The sequence below is a fragment of the Streptosporangium album genome, from assembly GCF_014203795.1.
In the GTDB taxonomy this organism is placed as follows: Bacteria; Actinomycetota; Actinomycetes; order Streptosporangiales; family Streptosporangiaceae; genus Streptosporangium; species Streptosporangium album.
In genome coordinates this window covers 4031236-4048708 of record NZ_JACHJU010000001.1, presented here as the reverse complement: position 1 = coordinate 4048708, position 17473 = coordinate 4031236, and the positions used below count along the sequence as shown (strand labels likewise).

The 17473-nt window shown below is 68.5% G+C and carries 19 protein-coding genes; 4 read left to right on the top strand and 15 right to left on the bottom strand.

Annotated elements, in window-relative coordinates; all coding sequences use genetic code 11:
* Positions 1-2: 2 nt before the first annotated feature.
* The 6 genes from pseI to pseB all read right to left on the bottom strand — a co-directional run bounded on the left by pseI (position 3) and on the right by pseB (position 7756).
* Positions 3-1043, bottom strand: a complete 1041-nt coding sequence (gene pseI / locus FHR32_RS19650) for a pseudaminic acid synthase (RefSeq protein ID WP_184755621.1) — start codon at positions 1041-1043, stop codon at positions 3-5.
* The gene (locus FHR32_RS19645; protein ID WP_184755620.1) at positions 1033-2883 is read right to left on the bottom strand and encodes a glycosyltransferase family 2 protein; all 1851 of its coding nucleotides are present in this window, start codon (positions 2881-2883) and stop codon (positions 1033-1035) included. Before FHR32_RS19645 ends, pseI begins: the two co-directional genes overlap by 11 nt.
* 92 nt (positions 2884-2975) lie before the next feature.
* On the bottom strand, positions 2976-4817 hold the full coding sequence (locus tag FHR32_RS19640; RefSeq protein WP_184755619.1) for a class I SAM-dependent methyltransferase: 1842 nt from the start codon (positions 4815-4817) through the stop codon (positions 2976-2978).
* The gene (locus FHR32_RS19635; protein WP_246466209.1) at positions 4807-5640 is read right to left on the bottom strand and encodes a hypothetical protein; all 834 of its coding nucleotides are present in this window, start codon (positions 5638-5640) and stop codon (positions 4807-4809) included. Before FHR32_RS19635 ends, FHR32_RS19640 begins: the two co-directional genes overlap by 11 nt.
* A gap of 8 nt (positions 5641-5648) precedes the next feature.
* On the bottom strand, positions 5649-6773 hold the full coding sequence (locus tag FHR32_RS19630; protein WP_184755618.1) for a DegT/DnrJ/EryC1/StrS family aminotransferase: 1125 nt from the start codon (positions 6771-6773) through the stop codon (positions 5649-5651).
* A complete protein-coding gene (gene pseB / locus FHR32_RS19625; protein WP_184755617.1) occupies positions 6773-7756 on the bottom strand; it encodes a UDP-N-acetylglucosamine 4,6-dehydratase (inverting) in 984 nt (327 codons plus the stop codon). The genes FHR32_RS19630 and pseB overlap by 1 nt, the downstream gene beginning before the upstream one ends.
* Positions 7757-7860: 104 nt before the next feature.
* Here pseB and FHR32_RS19620 point away from each other — a divergent pair, with 104 nt between their 5' ends.
* Together FHR32_RS19620 and FHR32_RS19615 are read left to right on the top strand one after the other, a co-directional pair.
* On the top strand, positions 7861-8598 hold the full coding sequence (locus tag FHR32_RS19620; RefSeq protein ID WP_184755616.1) for a cytidylyltransferase domain-containing protein: 738 nt from the start codon (positions 7861-7863) through the stop codon (positions 8596-8598).
* Entirely contained in the window at positions 8598-9626 is a 1029-nt protein-coding gene (locus tag FHR32_RS19615) for a PseG/SpsG family protein (RefSeq protein ID WP_184755615.1), read from the top strand. The genes FHR32_RS19620 and FHR32_RS19615 overlap by 1 nt, the downstream gene beginning before the upstream one ends.
* Before the next feature lie 17 nt (positions 9627-9643).
* Here the strand turns inward: FHR32_RS19615 and pseH are convergent, their stop codons facing one another.
* The 8 genes from pseH to FHR32_RS19575 all read right to left on the bottom strand — a co-directional run bounded on the left by pseH (position 9644) and on the right by FHR32_RS19575 (position 14112).
* Positions 9644-10132, bottom strand: coding sequence for a UDP-4-amino-4,6-dideoxy-N-acetyl-beta-L-altrosamine N-acetyltransferase (gene pseH / locus FHR32_RS19610; RefSeq protein WP_184755614.1), 489 nt, complete (start codon positions 10130-10132; stop codon positions 9644-9646).
* Positions 10133-10137: 5 nt separating this feature from the next.
* Complete coding sequence (locus FHR32_RS19605) at positions 10138-11187, bottom strand: HAD-IIIC family phosphatase (protein WP_184755613.1); 1050 nt, start codon at positions 11185-11187, stop codon at positions 10138-10140.
* Positions 11184-11450 (bottom strand): acyl carrier protein, encoded by a 267-nt coding sequence (locus FHR32_RS19600; RefSeq protein WP_184755612.1) that lies wholly within the window; start codon positions 11448-11450, stop codon positions 11184-11186. The genes FHR32_RS19605 and FHR32_RS19600 overlap by 4 nt, the downstream gene beginning before the upstream one ends.
* A gap of 300 nt (positions 11451-11750) precedes the next feature.
* Complete coding sequence (locus FHR32_RS19595; protein ID WP_184755611.1) at positions 11751-12140, bottom strand: YbaB/EbfC family nucleoid-associated protein; 390 nt, start codon at positions 12138-12140, stop codon at positions 11751-11753.
* Positions 12133-12522: a YbaB/EbfC family nucleoid-associated protein gene (locus FHR32_RS19590; RefSeq protein ID WP_184755610.1), complete on the bottom strand. Its 390-nt coding sequence runs from the start codon at positions 12520-12522 to the stop codon at positions 12133-12135. The genes FHR32_RS19595 and FHR32_RS19590 overlap by 8 nt, the downstream gene beginning before the upstream one ends.
* Positions 12519-13442 (bottom strand): hypothetical protein, encoded by a 924-nt coding sequence (locus tag FHR32_RS19585; RefSeq protein WP_184755609.1) that lies wholly within the window; start codon positions 13440-13442, stop codon positions 12519-12521. The genes FHR32_RS19590 and FHR32_RS19585 overlap by 4 nt, the downstream gene beginning before the upstream one ends.
* Before the next feature lie 12 nt (positions 13443-13454).
* On the bottom strand, positions 13455-13718 hold the full coding sequence (locus FHR32_RS19580) for a hypothetical protein (RefSeq protein ID WP_184755608.1): 264 nt from the start codon (positions 13716-13718) through the stop codon (positions 13455-13457).
* A 163-nt stretch (positions 13719-13881) separates the two neighbouring features.
* Positions 13882-14112, bottom strand: coding sequence for a hypothetical protein (locus FHR32_RS19575; protein ID WP_184755607.1), 231 nt, complete (start codon positions 14110-14112; stop codon positions 13882-13884).
* A gap of 641 nt (positions 14113-14753) precedes the next feature.
* Here FHR32_RS19575 and FHR32_RS19570 point away from each other — a divergent pair.
* Positions 14754-15581, top strand: a complete 828-nt coding sequence (locus tag FHR32_RS19570; RefSeq protein ID WP_246466206.1) for a polysaccharide deacetylase family protein — start codon at positions 14754-14756, stop codon at positions 15579-15581.
* Here FHR32_RS19570 and FHR32_RS19565 read toward each other — a convergent pair.
* On the bottom strand, positions 15488-16747 hold the full coding sequence (locus FHR32_RS19565) for an acyltransferase family protein (RefSeq protein ID WP_312882477.1): 1260 nt from the start codon (positions 16745-16747) through the stop codon (positions 15488-15490). The genes FHR32_RS19570 and FHR32_RS19565 overlap by 94 nt on opposite strands.
* A 251-nt stretch (positions 16748-16998) precedes the next feature.
* On the opposite strand from FHR32_RS19565, the gene FHR32_RS19560 reads away from it, so the two are divergent.
* The gene (locus tag FHR32_RS19560; RefSeq protein WP_246466204.1) at positions 16999-17418 is read left to right on the top strand and encodes a hypothetical protein; all 420 of its coding nucleotides are present in this window, start codon (positions 16999-17001) and stop codon (positions 17416-17418) included.
* Positions 17419-17473: the final 55 nt, after the last annotated feature.

The following is a 17473-nucleotide window of genomic DNA, read 5'->3' as shown; positions in this document are numbered from 1 at the left end:
GGTCAGATCAGATCCCAGGTGAGCGGGGTCCCCCGGACGGCGTCGCGACGGAACGTCCGGCCGGCCACCGTCGTGATCGCGTCCGGTGGAAGCCCTCCCGCAGGACGGATCGAACGGACGTTGCTCTCCGACACCACGTCGCCGGCGCGGACGTCGGCCACGACGTACAGGGATCGGCGGAAGCGCATCCCCTCACTCTCCGCGGACACGGGACGGACCACGGCGCTGCCGAGTGCCTGCCAGGCGCGGTCGCTCTCGACGACGAGGGCCGACAGCTCGTCCGGCTCCAGCGAGAACGCCGCGTCGACGCCGCCGCCCGCCCTGTCGAGCGTCACGTGCTTCTCGATGACGCACGCACCGAGCGCGACCGCGGCCACCGCGGCGCCGATGCCCGGAGTGTGGTCCGACAGCCCGACCGGCACCCCGAACGCCTCCGCCAGCGCGGGCAGCCTGCGCAGGTTGCTGTCGGACACCGCCGCCGGATAGGCCGCCGTGCACCCCAGCAGGACCAGGTGCCCGCACCCGGCGCCCCTGGCCGCCTGAACCGCCGCGTCCATCTCCCCCAGGCTCGCCATCCCGGTCGAGATGATCAGAGGCTTCCCGGTCCGCGCCACCCGGCGGATCAGCGGCAGGTCCACGATCTCCGACGAGGCGATCTTGTAGGCGGGCGCTCCCAGGCTCTCCAGAAGGTCCACGGCCGTCGGGTCGAACGGGCTGGAGAAGACGGTCAGCCCCATCGACCGCGCCCGCTCGAAGATCGGCCCGTGCCACTCCCAGGGCGTGTGCGCGCGCTCGTAGAGATCGTAGAGACGCTCGCCACCCCACAGGTCGTGCCCCCGGGACACCCGGAACTCCGGTCCGTCGGCATCGATGGTGATCGTGTCCGCGCGGTAGGTCTGAAGTTTGAGCGCGTGCGCTCCCGACGCCGCCACCGCATCGACGATCTTCATCGCCGTGGCGAGCTCGCCGTCGTGGTTCCCGGACATCTCCGCGATGACGTACGGCGCGACCTCGACGCCGACGGGTCGTCCATCAATGATCATTTTCGCTCCACTGGACTCTCAGCGCCATGTTTCCGCGCGATGTGCGCGCCACCTGGATCTCCCACCCGTCCATCTCCCACTCGGGAAGATCCTGGAGGGCCACGGGCATCCGCAGCGGCTTCCCGTCGGCCATTCCGGACAGGAACATGTTCCAGGTGGCTGTCTCCTGCTCGACCCGCAGGTCCTCGGCGGGCAGGCCCACGACGAACTCCCTGCGGCCGTCTCGCGCCGGGGCGGTCTCGACGGGATAGGTCCGCACGAGGCCGTCCATGACGCTCATCACCAGGGTGACGCCCTCGGCGTTCTCCTGCTCGGCGTGCCATCCGAGGATCCGCAGCCGGTCCCCGTCCGGCTCGCACCCGGTCACCGCCGCCCTCGGACGCCTCACCGTGAGGACCGCGAACCCCTTGTCGTCCGTGAGCGGCTGAATCCACATCCCGTCGTCGGCCTCGCGGGGGGCGGGCACCGGACCGTGGTTGCGCAGCCGCGCCTCCCGGATGATCCCGTCCACGGTGAACCTGACCCACAGCTCCCACCTGCAGACCTGCCCGGGGAGCGATCCGAGGTCGCAGTCGAAGGCGAACCCGAGGTCGTCCCGCTCCACCGGCAACGGCAACACCGTGCCGGTGGAGCGGTCGTACAGCCACAGGTCGATCGCGCACGACGCCGCCGCCCCCACCATGACACCGGGCAGCTTCACCCTGCCCTCACCGCGCAACCGGTCCTCTCCCCACTCCCAGCTCTCCAGCCGCCCGGTCATCGTGAGCTCTCGCGAGACGTCGAAGACCCAGCGGGGGATCCCGTACCCGCGCCGGAAGGGATAGTCGGCATACCATTTGCGCCGTAACAGCAGGCCCCGCCGTACGCGGGCGTCCTCCATGCTGTCCCGCTCGAACCGGACCGCCTCGGCCAGTTCCGTGACCATGCGCCGGTGCATCAACTGGATCTGCAGCCGGCGGATCGCGGGCAGCTCCAGGTGCGCCTTCCGTCCGACGGTGTCGAGGTAGGAGCAGACGACCTCCAGCAGGAGATCAGGCTCGACGCCCGCCGCGAGCGCCTCGACCGCCACCCGGAGGTCGTTGAAGAGGGTGTCGCGTTCGTAGACACGGCGCAGCCCGGGTGTGTGCTCCTCAAGGAACCGCGCGGTCTCCGAGACGGAGATCATGAGGTCGGTGACGTTCTCCGCGCGGAAGCGGCGCTCGGTGATGGACCCCTCGCGCAGGCGCCAGATGTAGACGACCTCGGAGAGCACGTCCACGGCCCGGGCGCGCACGTGGGCGGGGATGGTCACCGGCATGTCCTCGTACAGCCTGGCGGGGAACTCCATGCCCAGGGTGTCCCAGAACGAGCGCCGGAAGACCTTGTTCCATACCGAACGGTCGAAGAGCAGATGCACGTTCCTGGTGATGTGCGTGCCGGTCTGGTTCTTTCTGAAGGCGTTGCGGTGCGCCCAGGACTGGACCAGCCCTTCGGAGGTGAGCCGCTGCACGTTGCCCGAGGCGATGTCGGATCCGCTCCGCTCCAGGGAGCCCACCAGGAGCTCGTAGGCACGGGGAGGGACGATGTCGTCGCTGTCGGCGAACGCCAGGTAACGCCCCGACGCGTACTTCACCCCGGTGTTCCGGGCGGGACCGAGGCCCTGGTTCTCCTGGACCACCAGCCGGAAACGCGGGTCCCGCGCCGCGTAGTCCTTGGCTATGACCGCACTCGCGTCCAGCGATCCGTCGTCCACGCAGATGACCTCGAGATCGTCGAATGTCTGGTCCCGGATCGACGCCAGGCATTCTTCAAAGTACGGCTCCACATTGTGGTATGGAACGATCACGCTGAGTTGTGGCATACGGCTCGCCCCCAGAGATGTTGAACTGACGTGCGGCGCTCCGCCCGAGCCCGCCTCCGGACAGACCGGCGGTTCAGACCTGATCGGCGTCCCTAGTCGGCGCCCCGCTCCGGACCGGCACCGAACATCCGCCGCACCGGCCGCAGGGCCGCCGCCGAAGCGGTGATCACGCGCCCCACCCGGAAACCCGCCGACGACCGGATCCTCTCGTCACGCCGCTCCGCCTGCTTCACCGCGCGGACGGCCTTCAGCAACTTCGCCTCGGCGGTGTCCAGGTCACGCTCAAGCACGGTGATCTTCTGCTGGGCCTCCTCCAGCTTCGCGCGCAGCCGTCCCCTCGCGGCGTACAGCTCCCGGTAGCTCTCCCGCCACCTGCCCGGCGCGCCGCGGCCCTGCCCCGGCTGGCCCGGCTCTTCCTGACCCGGCTCGTCCGGAACGGCCTCGTCCTGGACCGGCCTGTCCTCGCCGCTCACCCCGTCCTGGGCGCCGTCCTCCCGGGAGCCCGCCAGATCGGCATCGATCTCCGCGTCCAGCTCCGCGCCCCGGCGGACGATCTCCAGGTCGGCCGTCCTGCCCATCATCGACAGCAGCGTCAGCGTCAACCGGTCGGTACCGAGCTGCCAGGACCACGGGTGCCACTGCCCCGAGTCCAGCAGCCGCACGGCGAAGTGGCGCATGACCCTGGCCAGGACCACATCGGTGTCGAGCTCTCCGGGAAGCTGCCAGCTGGCGTCCAGCAGCGCGAACCGGGTGCCGTCGAAGATCACGTTGTCGGCCACGGCGAAGGCGGTCCATCCCGGCACCTTCCCGTCGGCGCCCTGGCTCTCCATCCACCACAGGAAGAGGCCGAGGACCTCGCGGATCGCGACGACGTCGTTGCGCGTGCAGGCGGCCATGAGGATCTCGGCCAGGAACCGGCCCTCGGGGATCGGCCCGTCGAGCAGCCCGGGCGTCCGTATCACCCGTCCCGACACGCGCAGCGTCCTGTCCCCCCGCGCCCTGCGGACCCATCCCCCCCGCGCCGCCGGAGCCAGCTCACAGGGCAGCCGCCAGTAGGGAGCGGCGTCGGCGTCCATGGTCAGCGCCACCGGAGTGGTCGCGGAGCGGCCACCGGCGGCATGCGCCACGACCACCCAGCGCGTCGCGATCCGGGCCCCGAGCCCGCCCGCTATCGCCATGCGGCACAGGTGCCGCGAGTCATAACCCGCCGGGGGCGTGCCGAAGACCCCCGCACAGGCCGCCACGGCGAGGGCGGTCGGCGCCGAGGCGGTCTCCAGGGCGGAGACGTCCAGCAGGAGGTGCGGCCCGGACGGATGGCCGTACGCCGCGTAGCTCCTGCCCAGCGTGAGGCCGGAGCCGTCCAGGAGGTCCGTGAGCTGCTCCAGGTTCACCGGCCGGGACTGGTCCAGCTCCGCGGCGGCCCAGTCGTCGTCCGCGCGCTCGTGAACCTCCGACGGGTCTCCGGCGAACCGGTGGACGCCCAGCGGGTTCTCCACACCCAGCACGAGTGTCCCCCCCGGAGCGAGCATCCCGACGAGCCGCCTCAGCGCCTCCGCCCAGGAGCTGCCCGCGTGGTCGAACGACATCAGGCGCTCGACCCCGTCGAGGGCGATCACCACGTCGAACCCCTCGGAGAACGCCGCCTTCTCCAGGCTCCCGCAGTAGACCGTCACCTCATGCTGTTCCGCCAGACGGCAGGCGTCGGAGTAGGAGCGCAGCAGCACGCTCAGCTCGCACGCGCCGGCGACCGGCTCGTCGAGGAGAGCGGCCGGGTGCGGCCCCGCGACCAGGACCCGGGCACCGCTGGGCAGGAGAGGGCGCAACAGCTCGCCGAGCACTCCGGCGCCGGGAGATCCGTCCCGTTCGGTGTCGGACCACTCAAGCATCTCTCCCCCTATCAGACGCACCCGGGCCACGGCGTCGTCACAGATCATCGGTCTCCCCCGGCCATCCGAAAACGGTTCTGATCTCTTCGGGGGACACCCGGTAGGTGACCCCCAGCTCGTCATCGGCGATCTCCCGGGCGGTGGCGAGATTGACCTCGGCGCCGTGAAGCTCCGGCCACAGCCGCCGGATGCGGGCGACCCCGCCGTGCAGCGGGTCCTCGTCCGCCAGGACCATGGGGTTGCCGTACACGGCCGGTTCGCACCCGGCCGCGATGCCGTGGAACACGGCGGTGCTCAGCCGGTTGGACGCCACCCGCCGGTGGCGGCGGAGCTCGGTGAGCTGCCGGTGCGGGAAGAGCGGATCGGTCCCCTTCCTCATCCAGCCACGAGCGCCATGGCTGATCACCCGGAACCCCGCGTCCTCATAGAGGCTCCGGATCTCGGGCATGCCGAACTCCAGCCAGTAGAGGCAGACGGTGACCGGCCCCTGCTCGACCTCGCGTATCTCGTCGATCAGCCGCTGGTGGCTGCCGTCCACGTGCTGGCGTTCCCAGCCGTGGAAGGGGTACCAGATCGTGCCCTCCCGCACCGTGCCCGGCTCCTCGGGCTCCATCTGCGTCAGGTAGAGCCACGGAGCACCGATCGGGTAGTAGTGGCGGCGCCCTCGCGCCCAGCCACGGCGGCGCATCGTGTCCGTCCAGACGAACTTCGGCGTCCCCGGAACGTATTTCTCCCGGGGACCGAACCCGTCCAGGGCGTTCCATCCGTGCTGGAGATATCCGTTGATGCGCGGCGGCCTCCGCCCTTCCAGCCCGCAGAACCGGGCGAAGACATGGGCGTGCCCGTAGAAGTGGTTCGTGTGGTGCATCATGCCTCCGCTCAGCCGAGGATCGCGTGGAGAGCTTCGACGACCCGGTCCTGCTCCGAGTCGGTGAGGTCGGGGAACAGGGGCAGCGACAGCTGCCGCGCGTAGAACTCCTCGGCGACCGGGCACATGCCGCGCCGGTAACCCATGTCCGCGAAGACGGGATGCCAGTAGGCGGGCAGGTAGTTCACCTGGACACCGATGCCCGCCGCCCGCATCCGCTCGTACGCCTCGCGTCGCCGCCCGCCGAGCACTCCCACGGAGTACAGGTGCCAGGCGGGGTCGGCGTGGGGACGCCGGGTGGGCAACCGCAGCCCGGCCAGGCCCTGAAGAGCCTTGTTGTAGCGTTCGACGAGGCGGGCCCGCCGCTCCCTGAACGCGCCCAACCGCCGGAGCTGGCTGACGCCGAGGGCGCACAGCACATCGGGCAGGCGGTAGTTCAGGCCGAACGCGTGAACCTCCTGGTGCCAGCCCCCCTCATCCGGGTCGCGTAGCTCCTGTGGGTCCCGGACCAGCCCGTGGTTCCTGAATCGCCGGGCGCGCCGGAGAAGCTCCACGTCGGCCGTGGCGACCGCGCCGCCCTCGGCCGTCGTGATCGTCTTCGTCGGGAAGAAGGAGAAGGTCGTCAGGTCGGCGAGTGCGCCCACCGGACGGTCGTGGTAGCGCGACCCGACGGAATGCGCGGCGTCACCCACGACCACGGCCTCGACACTTGAGGCGATCTTGCGCAGAACGTCGTACTCGGCCGGGTGGCCGGCGTAGTCGACGGCGGTGACGGCCCGCGTGCGCGGACCGACCACCGCCTCCACGGCGGCGGGGTCGAGGTTGGCCGTGTCCTCCTCCACGTCGGCGAAGACGACGCGCGCACCGAGCATCGCGGCCGTGGCCGCGGTGGCGACGAAGGTGATCGGCGAGGTGACCACCTCGTCCCCCGGGCCGACGCCGGCCGCCGCATAGGCCGTGTGCAGCGCGGCCGTTCCCGAGGTCACCGACACGCACGGCACACCCCCGGTCCAGGCCGCGAGCTCCTCCTCGAACGCGCCGACGGCCGGACCGGTGGTCAGCCACTCCCCTCGCAGGACACCGAGGACACCCTCGATGTCACGCTCATCGATCGACTGCCTGCCGTACGGAAGCATCAGACCCTCACCGCGAGCAACTCGCGGATCCCCTCGACCGACAGCCACTGGTCGTTGGTGTCGGAGCGGTAGGAGAAGCCCTCGGGGACGCCCTGGCCACCGGGCGACGGGACGTAGCCCCAGGTCGCGATGGTGGGCTGCACCACGTAGCGGCTGGCCAGACGGATCGTCCTGCGGCTGTCGTCGGCGGCGATCATCTCCTCGTGGAGCTTCTCCCCGGGTCGGACGCCGACCTCGTGCAGCGGGGCGCCCGGGGCGACGGCCTCGGCCAGATCCGTGATCCGCATGCTGGGGATGCGGGGGACGTAGAGCTCGCCGCCCTGCATCAGGTCGAAGGACTCGGTCACGAACCGGACGGCCTGGTCCAGGGTGATCCAGAAGCGGGTCATCCGCTTGTCGGTGATCGGCAGGCTCTTGTCCTCGGCCGCCAGCTTCTGGAAGAAGGGGATCACCGAGCCCCGGCTGCCCATGACGTTGCCGTATCTGACCACAGCGAACCGGGTCACATGGTGAGAAGCGTAATGATTGGCAGACACCAGCAATTTGTCCGCTACCAGCTTGGTCGCTCCATAAAGATTGATAGGGCTGGAGGCTTTGTCCGTCGAGAGGGCGATCACCTTTCTGACACCGCAGTCAATGGCCGCTTCCACGACATTCTGGGAACCACTGACATTGGTCAGAACATATTCGAACGGGTTGTATTCGGCCGTGTCGACCTGTTTGAGCGCGGCCGCGTGCACCACATGGTCGACACCGTGCATGGCACGGGTCAGGCGGCTACGATCGCGCACGTCACCGATGAACCACCGCAGCCTGGAGTCGTCGGCGAACAGCTGCCTGACCTCATACTGCTTGAGCTCGTCCCTTGAGAACACGACCACCCGCCGGGGGTCGTGGTGGTCGAGCACGTGCCGGATGAAAGCCTTTCCAAACGATCCCGTCCCGCCGGTGATAAGAATCGATGACCCCTCAAGCTCTCCCACCCGAGTCCCCCCATACAAGACTTCCGTAACTTACGGTAGTCATTCAGTGACGAGTTTGTAGCATAACGTAGCGTCACCATCACTCAGCCGAGTTAGGAAATGTTTTGGCCGTTCACATCGCCGGAGTCATTCAAGCCCGCATGGGGTCCACCCGCCTGCCGGGAAAGGTCCTGCGGACGCTGGGCGGACGCACCGTTCTGGAACGGGTCGTGCGCGCGGCCTCCTGCGGCGACGCCCTCGACGACCTCGTCGTGGCCACCACCACCGAACCCGCCGACGACGCCGTCGTCGCGGAGTGCGAGCGGCTCGGAGTCTCCTGGTACCGAGGCCCGGTGGACGACGTGCTGACCCGCTTCCTCGGCGCTCTCGACCGGTTGGGCTGCGACGCGGTCATGCGCCTCACCGCCGACTGCCCGCTGCTCGACCCGGAGGTCATCGCGATGGCCGCGGGCATGTGGCGGGCCGCGCCCGCGCTCGACTACCTGAGCACCAGCCCGCAGCCCAGGACCCTGCCCAGAGGACTGGACGTGGAGATCGTCTCCGCGCAGGCGCTCCGCGGCCTCGACACGGTGGCCACGGGCTACCACCGCACCCATGTGACGTCCTACCTCTACACGCACGCCGAGCGTTTCCGGATCATCGGTCTCATGTTCCCGCCGGGCGACGCCGATCTGCGCGTCACGCTCGACACCCCGGAGGACTGGGAGCTGATCAGAGCGGTCGTCGACCACTTCGGGGACGGGCCGGTGCCGCTGCGGACCCTGGCCGGATGGCTGCGGGAGCGGCCCGAGGTCGTGGCGCTCAACGCCGCCATAGAGCAGAAGGCGCTGGAGGAGGCGTGATGAACCGCGTCGGCATCCGCTGTGACGCGAGCACCGACCTCGGCGTCGGCCACCTGATGCGCTGCCTGGCCCTCGCGGAGGAGCTGCGGGAGCGATGCCTGGAGGTCGTCGTCCTCGGCGACGTCGGGGGGCTGGACTGGGCGAGGCGGCAGCTGGCCAGGCGGGGCCTGCCACTGCTGCCCGGACCGGACGGCCCGGCCGCCATGGTCCGGACCGCCCGCCGCCTCGCCCTCGACGCCGTGGTCATCGACTCCTACGCCCTCGACCCCCGCTGCTCGGGAGCGCTGCGCGAGGCGGGCGTCAGAGTGCTGGCCATCGTCGACGAGGACGACCGAGGCCAGGACGCCGACATCTATCTGGACCAGAACCTCGGCGCCGAGCGCGGGCCGGGCGGCTCCCCCGCCGGATCGGTCCGGCTCGCCGGGGTGCGCTACGCCCTGCTCCGGGACGACGTACGGCGGCTGCGCCGGCGGGAGCCGGCCGAGCCCGGTGGACGGTGGACGGGGGAGCCGGGGCAACCGCCCCGAGTGCTCTGTTTCTTCGGTGGCACCGACGCGGCAGGAGCGGCCCCCGTCATCGCGGGGGAACTCGTCGCGACGGGCGCGCCGTTCCTGGCGACGGTGGTCACGCCGCGCGAGGGAGCGCTGGACCGTCTCGGGCCGGCGGACGGCCAGACGATCCACCGGATCCCTCCCACCGACGACCTCCCCCGCCTGGTCGCGGCGGCGGACCTCGTCGTCACGGCGGCGGGCAGCAGCATGTGGGAGCTCCTCTACCTGGGTAAGGCCGCCGCGCTCGTCTGGGTGGCGGAGAACCAGCGGCCGGCCTACGAGGAGGTGGTCTCACACGGGCTGGCGGCCGGGCTCGGTCATCTCGACGGTGTGACCCGCGCGGACGGTCCCGCCCGCGCGTGCCTGCGAGAGCTGCTCACCCGCGCCCGCACCCGCGCGGAGCTCGGCGCGCGCGGGCCCGCCCTGGTCGACGGCGAGGGCAGGGTGCGGGTCGCCGACGTGCTGCTCTCGCCGTGACCACCGGGAAACCCTGATCATCTGGTCATCTCGATGACGACGACGGGCTCCTCCACCCCGGCCACCTGGCGCGTGTAGGTGCCGACCTCGGCGAACCCGTGGCGGCGGTGCAGGGCCCTGACCGCCTCGTTGCGGGCCAGGACCTCACCGCGCAGGGTGTCGATCCCCAGCTCGGTGAAGGCATACTCGACCGCCTCGCCCTCGATCCGCATCCAGGCGGCCAGCAGCTCCCCGCGCCGGGACAGCCCGTCCACGTCGAGGTAGAAACCCCAGCCGGCCTGCCGCGCCCGGACGTCGTGGCCGGAGATGTTCACCACCCCGCTCGGCACGCCGCCGTGCTCGTAGACCAGGATCCGGCGTGTGTGGTCGGCCATCGTCGCGCGCCACCACCTATGGTGTTCCGCCTCGTCGATCTCGTGGTCGGTGAGGCTGACCCCGCGCACCCGCGGGTGGTTGCGCCACCGCCGGATCATCTCGCTCTCGTGCTCGAAGGCTCTCCTGAGCATGGCGGTCAGCCGGTCCGGACCGTCAGGTAGGCGGGAGGATCCTGGATGTGGCCGAGATCGGACTCCAGGATCTGAAGCCCGTCCCGGGTCCCGACCTCCTGGAAGCCCGCGAAGCGGTAGGTCACGAACATCACCCGGTTGCGGTCGTTGGGCAGGAACTCCGCCTGGAGCCGCACACCGGCGTCCCGTGCCAGCCGCATGATGTGGTTCAGCAGGACCGTCCCGACGCCCCGTGACATCACCCGGCAGGACATGAGCAGGAGCTTGAGCGTCCAGATCTCGGCCCCGCGCTCGACGAGGCCGAGGCCGATCTTCCCGTAGGACCCGAACCTGTCGTCAAGGCCGGCCACCAGCAGCAGGTGGTCGGGGGACCGTACGAACTCACGCAGTTCCTCGTAGGAGTAGGTGATCCCGGTGGAGTTGAGCTGGTTGGTGCGGACGCTGAGCTCCTCGGCGCGCCGCAGGTCGGCCTCCGCCGCCGGGGTGATCACGAAGGTCATGTCGAGCGTGGCCAGGAAATCCTCGCTCGTCCCGCCGAACTCGCGCTGGGCGGCGTCCCTGAGCTCGGATCCCAGATACATCGACCGCCGGTTGCGGGAGTCCTCGGTGACGAATCTCGGCGTGAAGACCGGCATCTCCGGAATCCCGGCCACGTCTCGGGCGTCCAGGCAGAGCACCCCGGGGTGGCTGAAGGACACCTCCTCCCGCTCGAACGACTGATCGTCGATCAGCGCCAGCGTGTCGATCCCGATGTTCAGGGTCTCCGCGATGGCCGCCACGGACTCGGACTTCGGGTTCCAGCCGATCTGGGGGGCGAGGAAGTAGTCACGCAGGCCGAACCGCTCCAGTTGCTCGATGGCGGCCTCACTGTGGTTCCGGCTGGCGATCGACTGCAGGATTCCCCGCTCGTCGAGCACCCGGACGACCTCCGCGACTCCGGGCCGGAGGGTGACCTCTCCATCCTCCAGGAGCACGCCGTCCCACAGCGTGTTGTCCAGGTCCCAGACGACGCACTTGATCGGGCCGGTCCCCCGCCTCTCGACGCTCGCGGTCACGCGGGCACCGCCCCTGGCTGCGGGCCGGCGGAGACCCGCCGGACCAGCGCGGCCATGGAGCGGACGCTGCGGAAGTTGTCCATGTGAAGCTCGTCGTTGGGCACCGTCACCGCGAAGGTCCGCTCGACGAACATCACCACCTCCATCGCGAACATCGAGTCGACGAACCCCAGGGCGAAGATGTCGTCGTCGTCGGTCCAGCTCCGGCCGGGGAAGCGAGGTTCGATGAACGCCCTGATCCGCGTGTCGATATGATCTTGCACCGATTTCGCCCCTTCGGTCACGGCAGGCAGTGGAGTAGCTCACGGTATCGTCGCGACAGCGTAGTGTAGCGAAGCGAAGTGTGAGGGTCCGTGCGCCCGTGTTCCCGTCGGACCGGCCCACGGCCACCGACCCGTCCGCCTGGACCCAGAGCCCCAGCGCCGGTCTGACCTTCTATCAAGTCCTGGCCATACTCCAGGACCTCATACGCGCATGGACCGGCGCGTGCCCGACCTGCCATCGCGACACGCCCATCTCAGTCCAGCCAGAACACCACCCACCAGAGGCAACGTAACGACGTCCTAACGGTGCGGGCCGCCATCAGCCTCGAAGAAGCGTTTGGCGTCGCCGAACAGGTCTCCCAAGTCGACGCCCAAGTCGACGCCCAGGTCGCCCATCAGCGTGGCCCTCGCCTCGCTCGCGGCCTGCTCGGCCTTGTGGATCGCCTCGAGCACCGCGTCGCCGAGCGTCACGCCGTCATGCCGCCGTTTGCTCAGCTGGCTGATGTCGAGGGCCAGCAGGTTTCCCGAGGCGTCCACGGTCGCCGTGATCCCACCCTTGTCTACCTTGCCGGTGAACTCCCGCGTGACCCACTGCTCCGCAGCCGCGCCGGCCTCAGCCAGAGTCGCCGACCGCCGCTCCAACTGCTCCAGCCGCTCTGTGAGCATCCGCAGCCTGTCCGTCTCATCCATGCCCGCTCTCCCGCAGAAACTCATCGAAGTAACGCGTGAACGGATTATCCTCCGGGGCGGGCTGCGGCCGGCCACCGTTCAGCCTGCCCAGGAGCTCGTCCAGCCCTTCCGCCGCAGTCTGGCGCGCCGCTCCGACCGCGTCCAGCACGGCCTGGCTCAGCGTCACATGGTCGAGGTCGCGCATCGCCCGAGGGTCGATGCGCACGTGCAGAAGCTGCGCCGAGCCCGTCACCGTGGCCACCACTCGGCCAGTGCTGTCGGCACCTGTCACCCTCCGCTCGTCCAGCTCTCGCATCCCGTCTGTGAACGTGTCGGCCATACGCTCGACCTCGCGGAACAACCGTGGGAGGTCTTCCTCGTTGCCCGCGCCGATGTGCGTCACTGGGTTTCCTTGGAGAGGGGCACCCAGAAGTTGACGTCGCTGCCTACCGGCTTCAGGTGCAATTTGTTGTCACCCACGTTGAAGAGCCCTTGGAGTTCGTTCATCTTGTGGTTGAGAGCTTGCAACTTGCCGTCGAGTGCTTTCATCTTGCTGATGAGCTCCTTTATCAGCCCCCAGAGAAATTTAAGGAACGCGAAGCAGGCCGCCACCAGGACGGCCCTGCCGGGCAAAGTCCCAGCGAACGGCATGATTATCATGAGGGTGGGGCCGAAAACCGTCATCAGATCGACGAGACTAATGTTGTAATCCGTGATATCCCAGGCCAGGCTGGACATGGTGGTGCTTATCTCAACGGCGATACGGCCGAGCTCGTCGAACATGCCGATCAACTCGAATCTGAGATAGCGCTGGACCGTTTCGGACGCGTGACCCATCCAGTACGGTGAGACCTCGCTGAAGTAAGTGATCCATACATCCCAGGCGCTGTCCTTGAGATCACTCAGCATTTCGTTCCACGTATTCCGGCCATCGAAGTAATTGATGGGATCGCCCACGTGCCAAACGGCGTAACCGACCATCGGAATGCCTACGACAAGGCCGGCATAGGTCAGCCCCTTCAAGACTTTCCGATGAGCAGGTGTGAGCTCTTTCCACAATCTATCGAAGAACTTCGCATCCACCTTGGCCTGGTCAGCCTTGACCTGGCCAGCTGTATTCCACTCACGTTCCCGGCCCATCATGGACCAACGAGCTTGAACAACCCTGGCCTGCTCAGCAGCCCTGGCCTGCTCAGCCAGCTGAGCAACCCTGGCCTGCTCAGCAACCCTGGCCTTCTCAGCCAGCTCAGCAGCCCTGGCCTTCTCAGCATCAGCTTGTAACCGCGCTGCTCGCCTATGTAGGCGATCGCTGGAGTTTGACATCTAGGGCATCCTTCACGGGTTGATCTGATGGACGGCTTCTTCAGCGTCCTTGTGGGCGGCGGCGTACCTCTTCGCCACGCCTATGAGCTTTGGCGCGTCGTCCCCGAGCACTTTCTGCAGGGTTCCCGCGGCGTCGACCCATTCCTCGATATAGCCGTTGAGCTTTCTGAGATAAACACCAGGGAGGGGGGGGACGCCGAGCACTGGGTTCCAGTGGTCGGCCGTGACGGCCTTGGTCTTGAGATTGCCGACGTTCGCCTCGGCCTCAAGCATCACGTTGGCGAATATGACGATCTTGTCGGTCCGTGCTTCGTAGCCATCCTTGCCATCTGGGGCAGGCTCGAACGGGGCCGGGGTCGGAACCCGGTCGTTTGAGCCAGCCAAAAGAGGACTGGGGCCACGATCTTCGTTGATAGGCCGGGTACGCGCTATTTCGTCGTCATCCGGCAGGCACGGGCGAATCCGGCACGGGGGATCGTGCGGGCATGGGGTGAGATCCGACGGAGAAGGGCTCGGGCTGCCGGTCGAAGGACTCGGGGACGGACTGGACGCCCCAGAGCCACTCGGGGACGGACTGGACGCCCCAGAGCCACTCGGGGACGGACTGGCGGATGAGTCCGGATATGTCGGGCTCGGAGAGATGCCGTCGGGCACGCGATACACCTTCCATGTGCTCAGCAGATAGGGCGACACAGCTTCAGCGACAGTCGGCCGACGATCGGGGAACCGCGACAGGAGCGCGCCGTCTCCTCGCTACCTGTGCAAATGCGCCGAGCAACAGAGGAGATGTAATGAGTACGTTGCGATCTGCAACGATCATGCTCCAATTCGATACTTGTAACCTCCGGTTAAGAGCGGGGCCATAATCTACTGGACGATCATTGTCGACGTCCATGTGCGTTGTACGTGCGCCCACCTCGCCTGTTCGGTCCAGGGGGAGGTCCGTAGACCGTCACCCCGAAGCCCAAACGGGCCGGTTGTTTCGGGCACCCGGGCAAGAGCGCGCGACAGTGCTTCGTCTACCCCTTTTAAGGATCCGATGGGACGGGTAACGCGGCCATGGGGGCGCCGTGAGCCGCGCCGGTCACAGCCCCACATCGAGACAACGCCCAAGGCGCGCGGATCCGGGCTGGGTGCGCAGGTGTCAGAAAACTTCCGTCCCTGTGTGCTCGCTGGTAGAAGCCTGAAGATCGGCTGGCAGACAACCAATCAACCCTACTTCGGGCGAAGTGTCCGGATAGGATGCTTTTTTCTGTCCCGCCCGCATCTCTCGTAACACCCGGAGCTCCCCTCATGAAGTCTCCTGCCCGAATGCTGCTGGCCGTCCCCTGCGCGCTCGCCTTAATGGCCACGCCGACCGCCGCCTGGAGCGCGGACCAGCCAAAGCCCACCACCACGGCCAAGACCACTGCGGCGGACAAGGCCAAGTCCGCCGCCAAGGTCGCGCCCGTGGACTGCGCGAAGGTCAAGTGCATCGCGCTGACCTTCGACGACGGCCCCGGAAAATACGCCGACAAGCTGCTCGACACCCTCAAGAAGTACAAGTCCAAGGCCACCTTCCTCCTTGAGGGTCAGTACGTGAAGTCGCGTCCGGCCTTCGCCAAGCGGATGGCCGTCGAGGGACACGACCTCGGCAACCACAGCTACACCCACCCGCACCTGCGCGAGCTGGACGAGGCCAAGATCCGCGAGGAGCTGACCAAGACCCAGGACCTCGTCAAGCAGGTCACCGGCAAGGCGCCGACCATGATCCGCCCGCCGTACGGCGAGCTGGACGATCGGGTCAAGGCGATCGCGGCCGAGATGAACATGCCGATCATGCTGTGGAACGGCGGCTCCCGCGACTGGGCGACCAAGAACGAGAAGGCCATCTACGACGAGGTGCTCAAGAACGCCAAGCGTGACGGCGTCATCCTCATGCACGACTGGGTCGCGCAGACCGTCACGGTCATGCCGAAACTGCTGACCGCGCTGCAGAAGCAGGGCTACCACATCGTGGCGGTCTCCTCCCTGCGCGGTGCCAAGGAGCTCAAGGCCGGCGACATCTACCCCGTCGGCAGCGAGAAGGACGACGGCTTGACGTCGGACACCCCGCTCGACGGCGCCGAGAGCGCCGAGTCGCCCGCCGACGGTCTCTGAGCCAGCCGCCTGCCCAGCCGCTGCATCGGCAGCTCGACGTAGCGGTAGGTGAGCCGGCTCAGGCCGATCACCACGGTGACGAAACCCGCTGACAGCGACACCTGCACCACCGGCTGCATGGCACGCACGTCTCCGACGAGAGCGTTGACGAGCCTCAGCAGCGGGTGGTGCAGGAGGTAGAGCGAGTAACTGATCAGGCCGAGCCGGACGAGGAAGAGAGGCAGGCGGCGGCGGCGCAGGGCCATCGCGCCCGCGAACGTCGCCCCCGCGAGCGCGATCGTGGTGAACCACACGCCCGGCTGGACCCACCACCAGCCCGCCTGGGACGCCCACACCGGGGCCAGGGCCACGAGAACGGTGACGGCCGCCACCGGCCAGAGCCCGCCCGTCCCCTGCTCCCAGCGACGGATCGCGGTCCCGGCGAACATCACCGCGAGGATCGCCGCCCCGAGCCATGGCACGAAGCTGCCGAAGAGCAGCAACACCACGGACATGCCGCCGAGGACGTAGGCGGCGGTGGTCCGGAACCGGCCGCCGATCAGGCACGCCATGCCCACGAGGAAGAGCACGCCCGACACGTAGGCGGGCCAGGGGCCGCTGAGCAGCGGCGCGGTCAGCGTCAGCCCGGCGACGACCGCCACGGCACCGAACCCCACGGCGAAGGTGCCGCTCCGGCGGTGCAGGCCGCGGACGAACAGCGCGGTCACCACCAGGTAGAAGACCATCTCGTAGGAGAGCGTCCACATGGTGTCGGCCAGCCCGCCGAGGTGGACCACGTCCAGCAGCATCGTGACGTGCGCGGACACCGACGACAGGTCGCGGGGCACCTGCTCGCGGACCGGCATCCAGAAGGCCATGAGCAGGACGGAGGCCGCGACCAGCAGGTAGACCGGGTAGAGCCGGAACACGCGGCTGATCCAGAAGGCGCGGACGTCGCCGCGACCTTCCAGCGAGACCGGGATGATATAGCCGCTGACCAGGAAGAACACCAGGACGCCGTACATCCCGAGGTTGAACCAGTAGGGCCGGAGCGCGGGCATGAACCAGGGCAGCAGATGTTCCAGCAACACCGCGACGGCGGCGATCCCGCGCAGCGCGTCCAGCCAGGCCAGCCGGGCGGCGGGCGTGACCGTGGAAGATCCGGGACCGATGACTGACGAGGACACCCCGCCCAACCTACCTGTATGGAGACTGCAAAACCGGCGCAGTCGTCATCCACACCGATACGGCTGCCGCCCACCTCGTCCGTCAGGCCGGAAGCCCGTGTGCCCGGTCAGCGCCGCCCGAGAGCGGGGCATACCCGAGCCGACCTATAGAGGATCCGATAAGTACCGGTGGATGACAGATTCCACGCTCCGCCGATCTCCGTACCTTTGTGACCTGCAGGAACAACCGCAGGAAACAAGGAGACGACGAAATGACCGACAAGGTCACCGCCATGACCGGCAATACCGCCACCGACCCCCACCGGCTCCTGCGACTGGCGCTGCGCCTGGACTCCGTCGTCACCACCGTCAACGGCCTGGCCTACCTGGCCCTGGCGGGCCCGATCAACGACCTGCTCGGCCTGCCTGTCACCCTCCAGTACGGCATCGGCGTGTTCCTCACCGTCTACGGCGTCGCGATCTGGCTGGCCGCCCGGCCTGCCGCGATCAACCGGACCGCCGCCCTGGCCGCCGTCGTCCTCAACACCCTGTGGACCGTGGTCAGCGTCGGCGAACTCGCGATCGGCGGCCTGGAGGTCACGGCCCTCGGCACCGTCTGGGTCCTCCTGCAGGCGGTCACCGTCGGCGGCTTCGCCGCCCTGCAGTATCTCGGCCTCCGCGCGTCCCGGTGATGACGGAGAACAGCGCGGCCCCGCGGAGGGATGCTCCGCGGGGCCGCGCCGTCGT

Coding starts and splice junctions, on each gene's coding strand:
- FHR32_RS19575 (WP_184755607.1), bottom strand. CDS start 14,112: ATGGAAGGTGTATCGCGTGCCCGACGGCATCTCTCCGAGCCCGACATA.
- FHR32_RS19630 (WP_184755618.1), bottom strand. CDS start 6,773: ATGCTTCCGTACGGCAGGCAGTCGATCGATGAGCGTGACATCGAGGGT.
- FHR32_RS19560 (WP_246466204.1), top strand. CDS start 16,999: ATGACCGACAAGGTCACCGCCATGACCGGCAATACCGCCACCGACCCC.
- FHR32_RS19615 (WP_184755615.1), top strand. CDS start 8,598: ATGAACCGCGTCGGCATCCGCTGTGACGCGAGCACCGACCTCGGCGTC.
- FHR32_RS19645 (WP_184755620.1), bottom strand. CDS start 2,883: ATGCCACAACTCAGCGTGATCGTTCCATACCACAATGTGGAGCCGTAC.
- FHR32_RS19635 (WP_246466209.1), bottom strand. CDS start 5,640: ATGATGCACCACACGAACCACTTCTACGGGCACGCCCATGTCTTCGCC.
- pseH (WP_184755614.1), bottom strand. CDS start 10,132: ATGCTCAGGAGAGCCTTCGAGCACGAGAGCGAGATGATCCGGCGGTGG.
- FHR32_RS19570 (WP_246466206.1), top strand. CDS start 14,754: ATGCTGCTGGCCGTCCCCTGCGCGCTCGCCTTAATGGCCACGCCGACC.
- pseI (WP_184755621.1), bottom strand. CDS start 1,043: ATGATCATTGATGGACGACCCGTCGGCGTCGAGGTCGCGCCGTACGTC.
- FHR32_RS19595 (WP_184755611.1), bottom strand. CDS start 12,140: ATGGATGAGACGGACAGGCTGCGGATGCTCACAGAGCGGCTGGAGCAG.
- FHR32_RS19640 (WP_184755619.1), bottom strand. CDS start 4,817: ATGATCTGTGACGACGCCGTGGCCCGGGTGCGTCTGATAGGGGGAGAG.
- FHR32_RS19585 (WP_184755609.1), bottom strand. CDS start 13,442: ATGTCAAACTCCAGCGATCGCCTACATAGGCGAGCAGCGCGGTTACAA.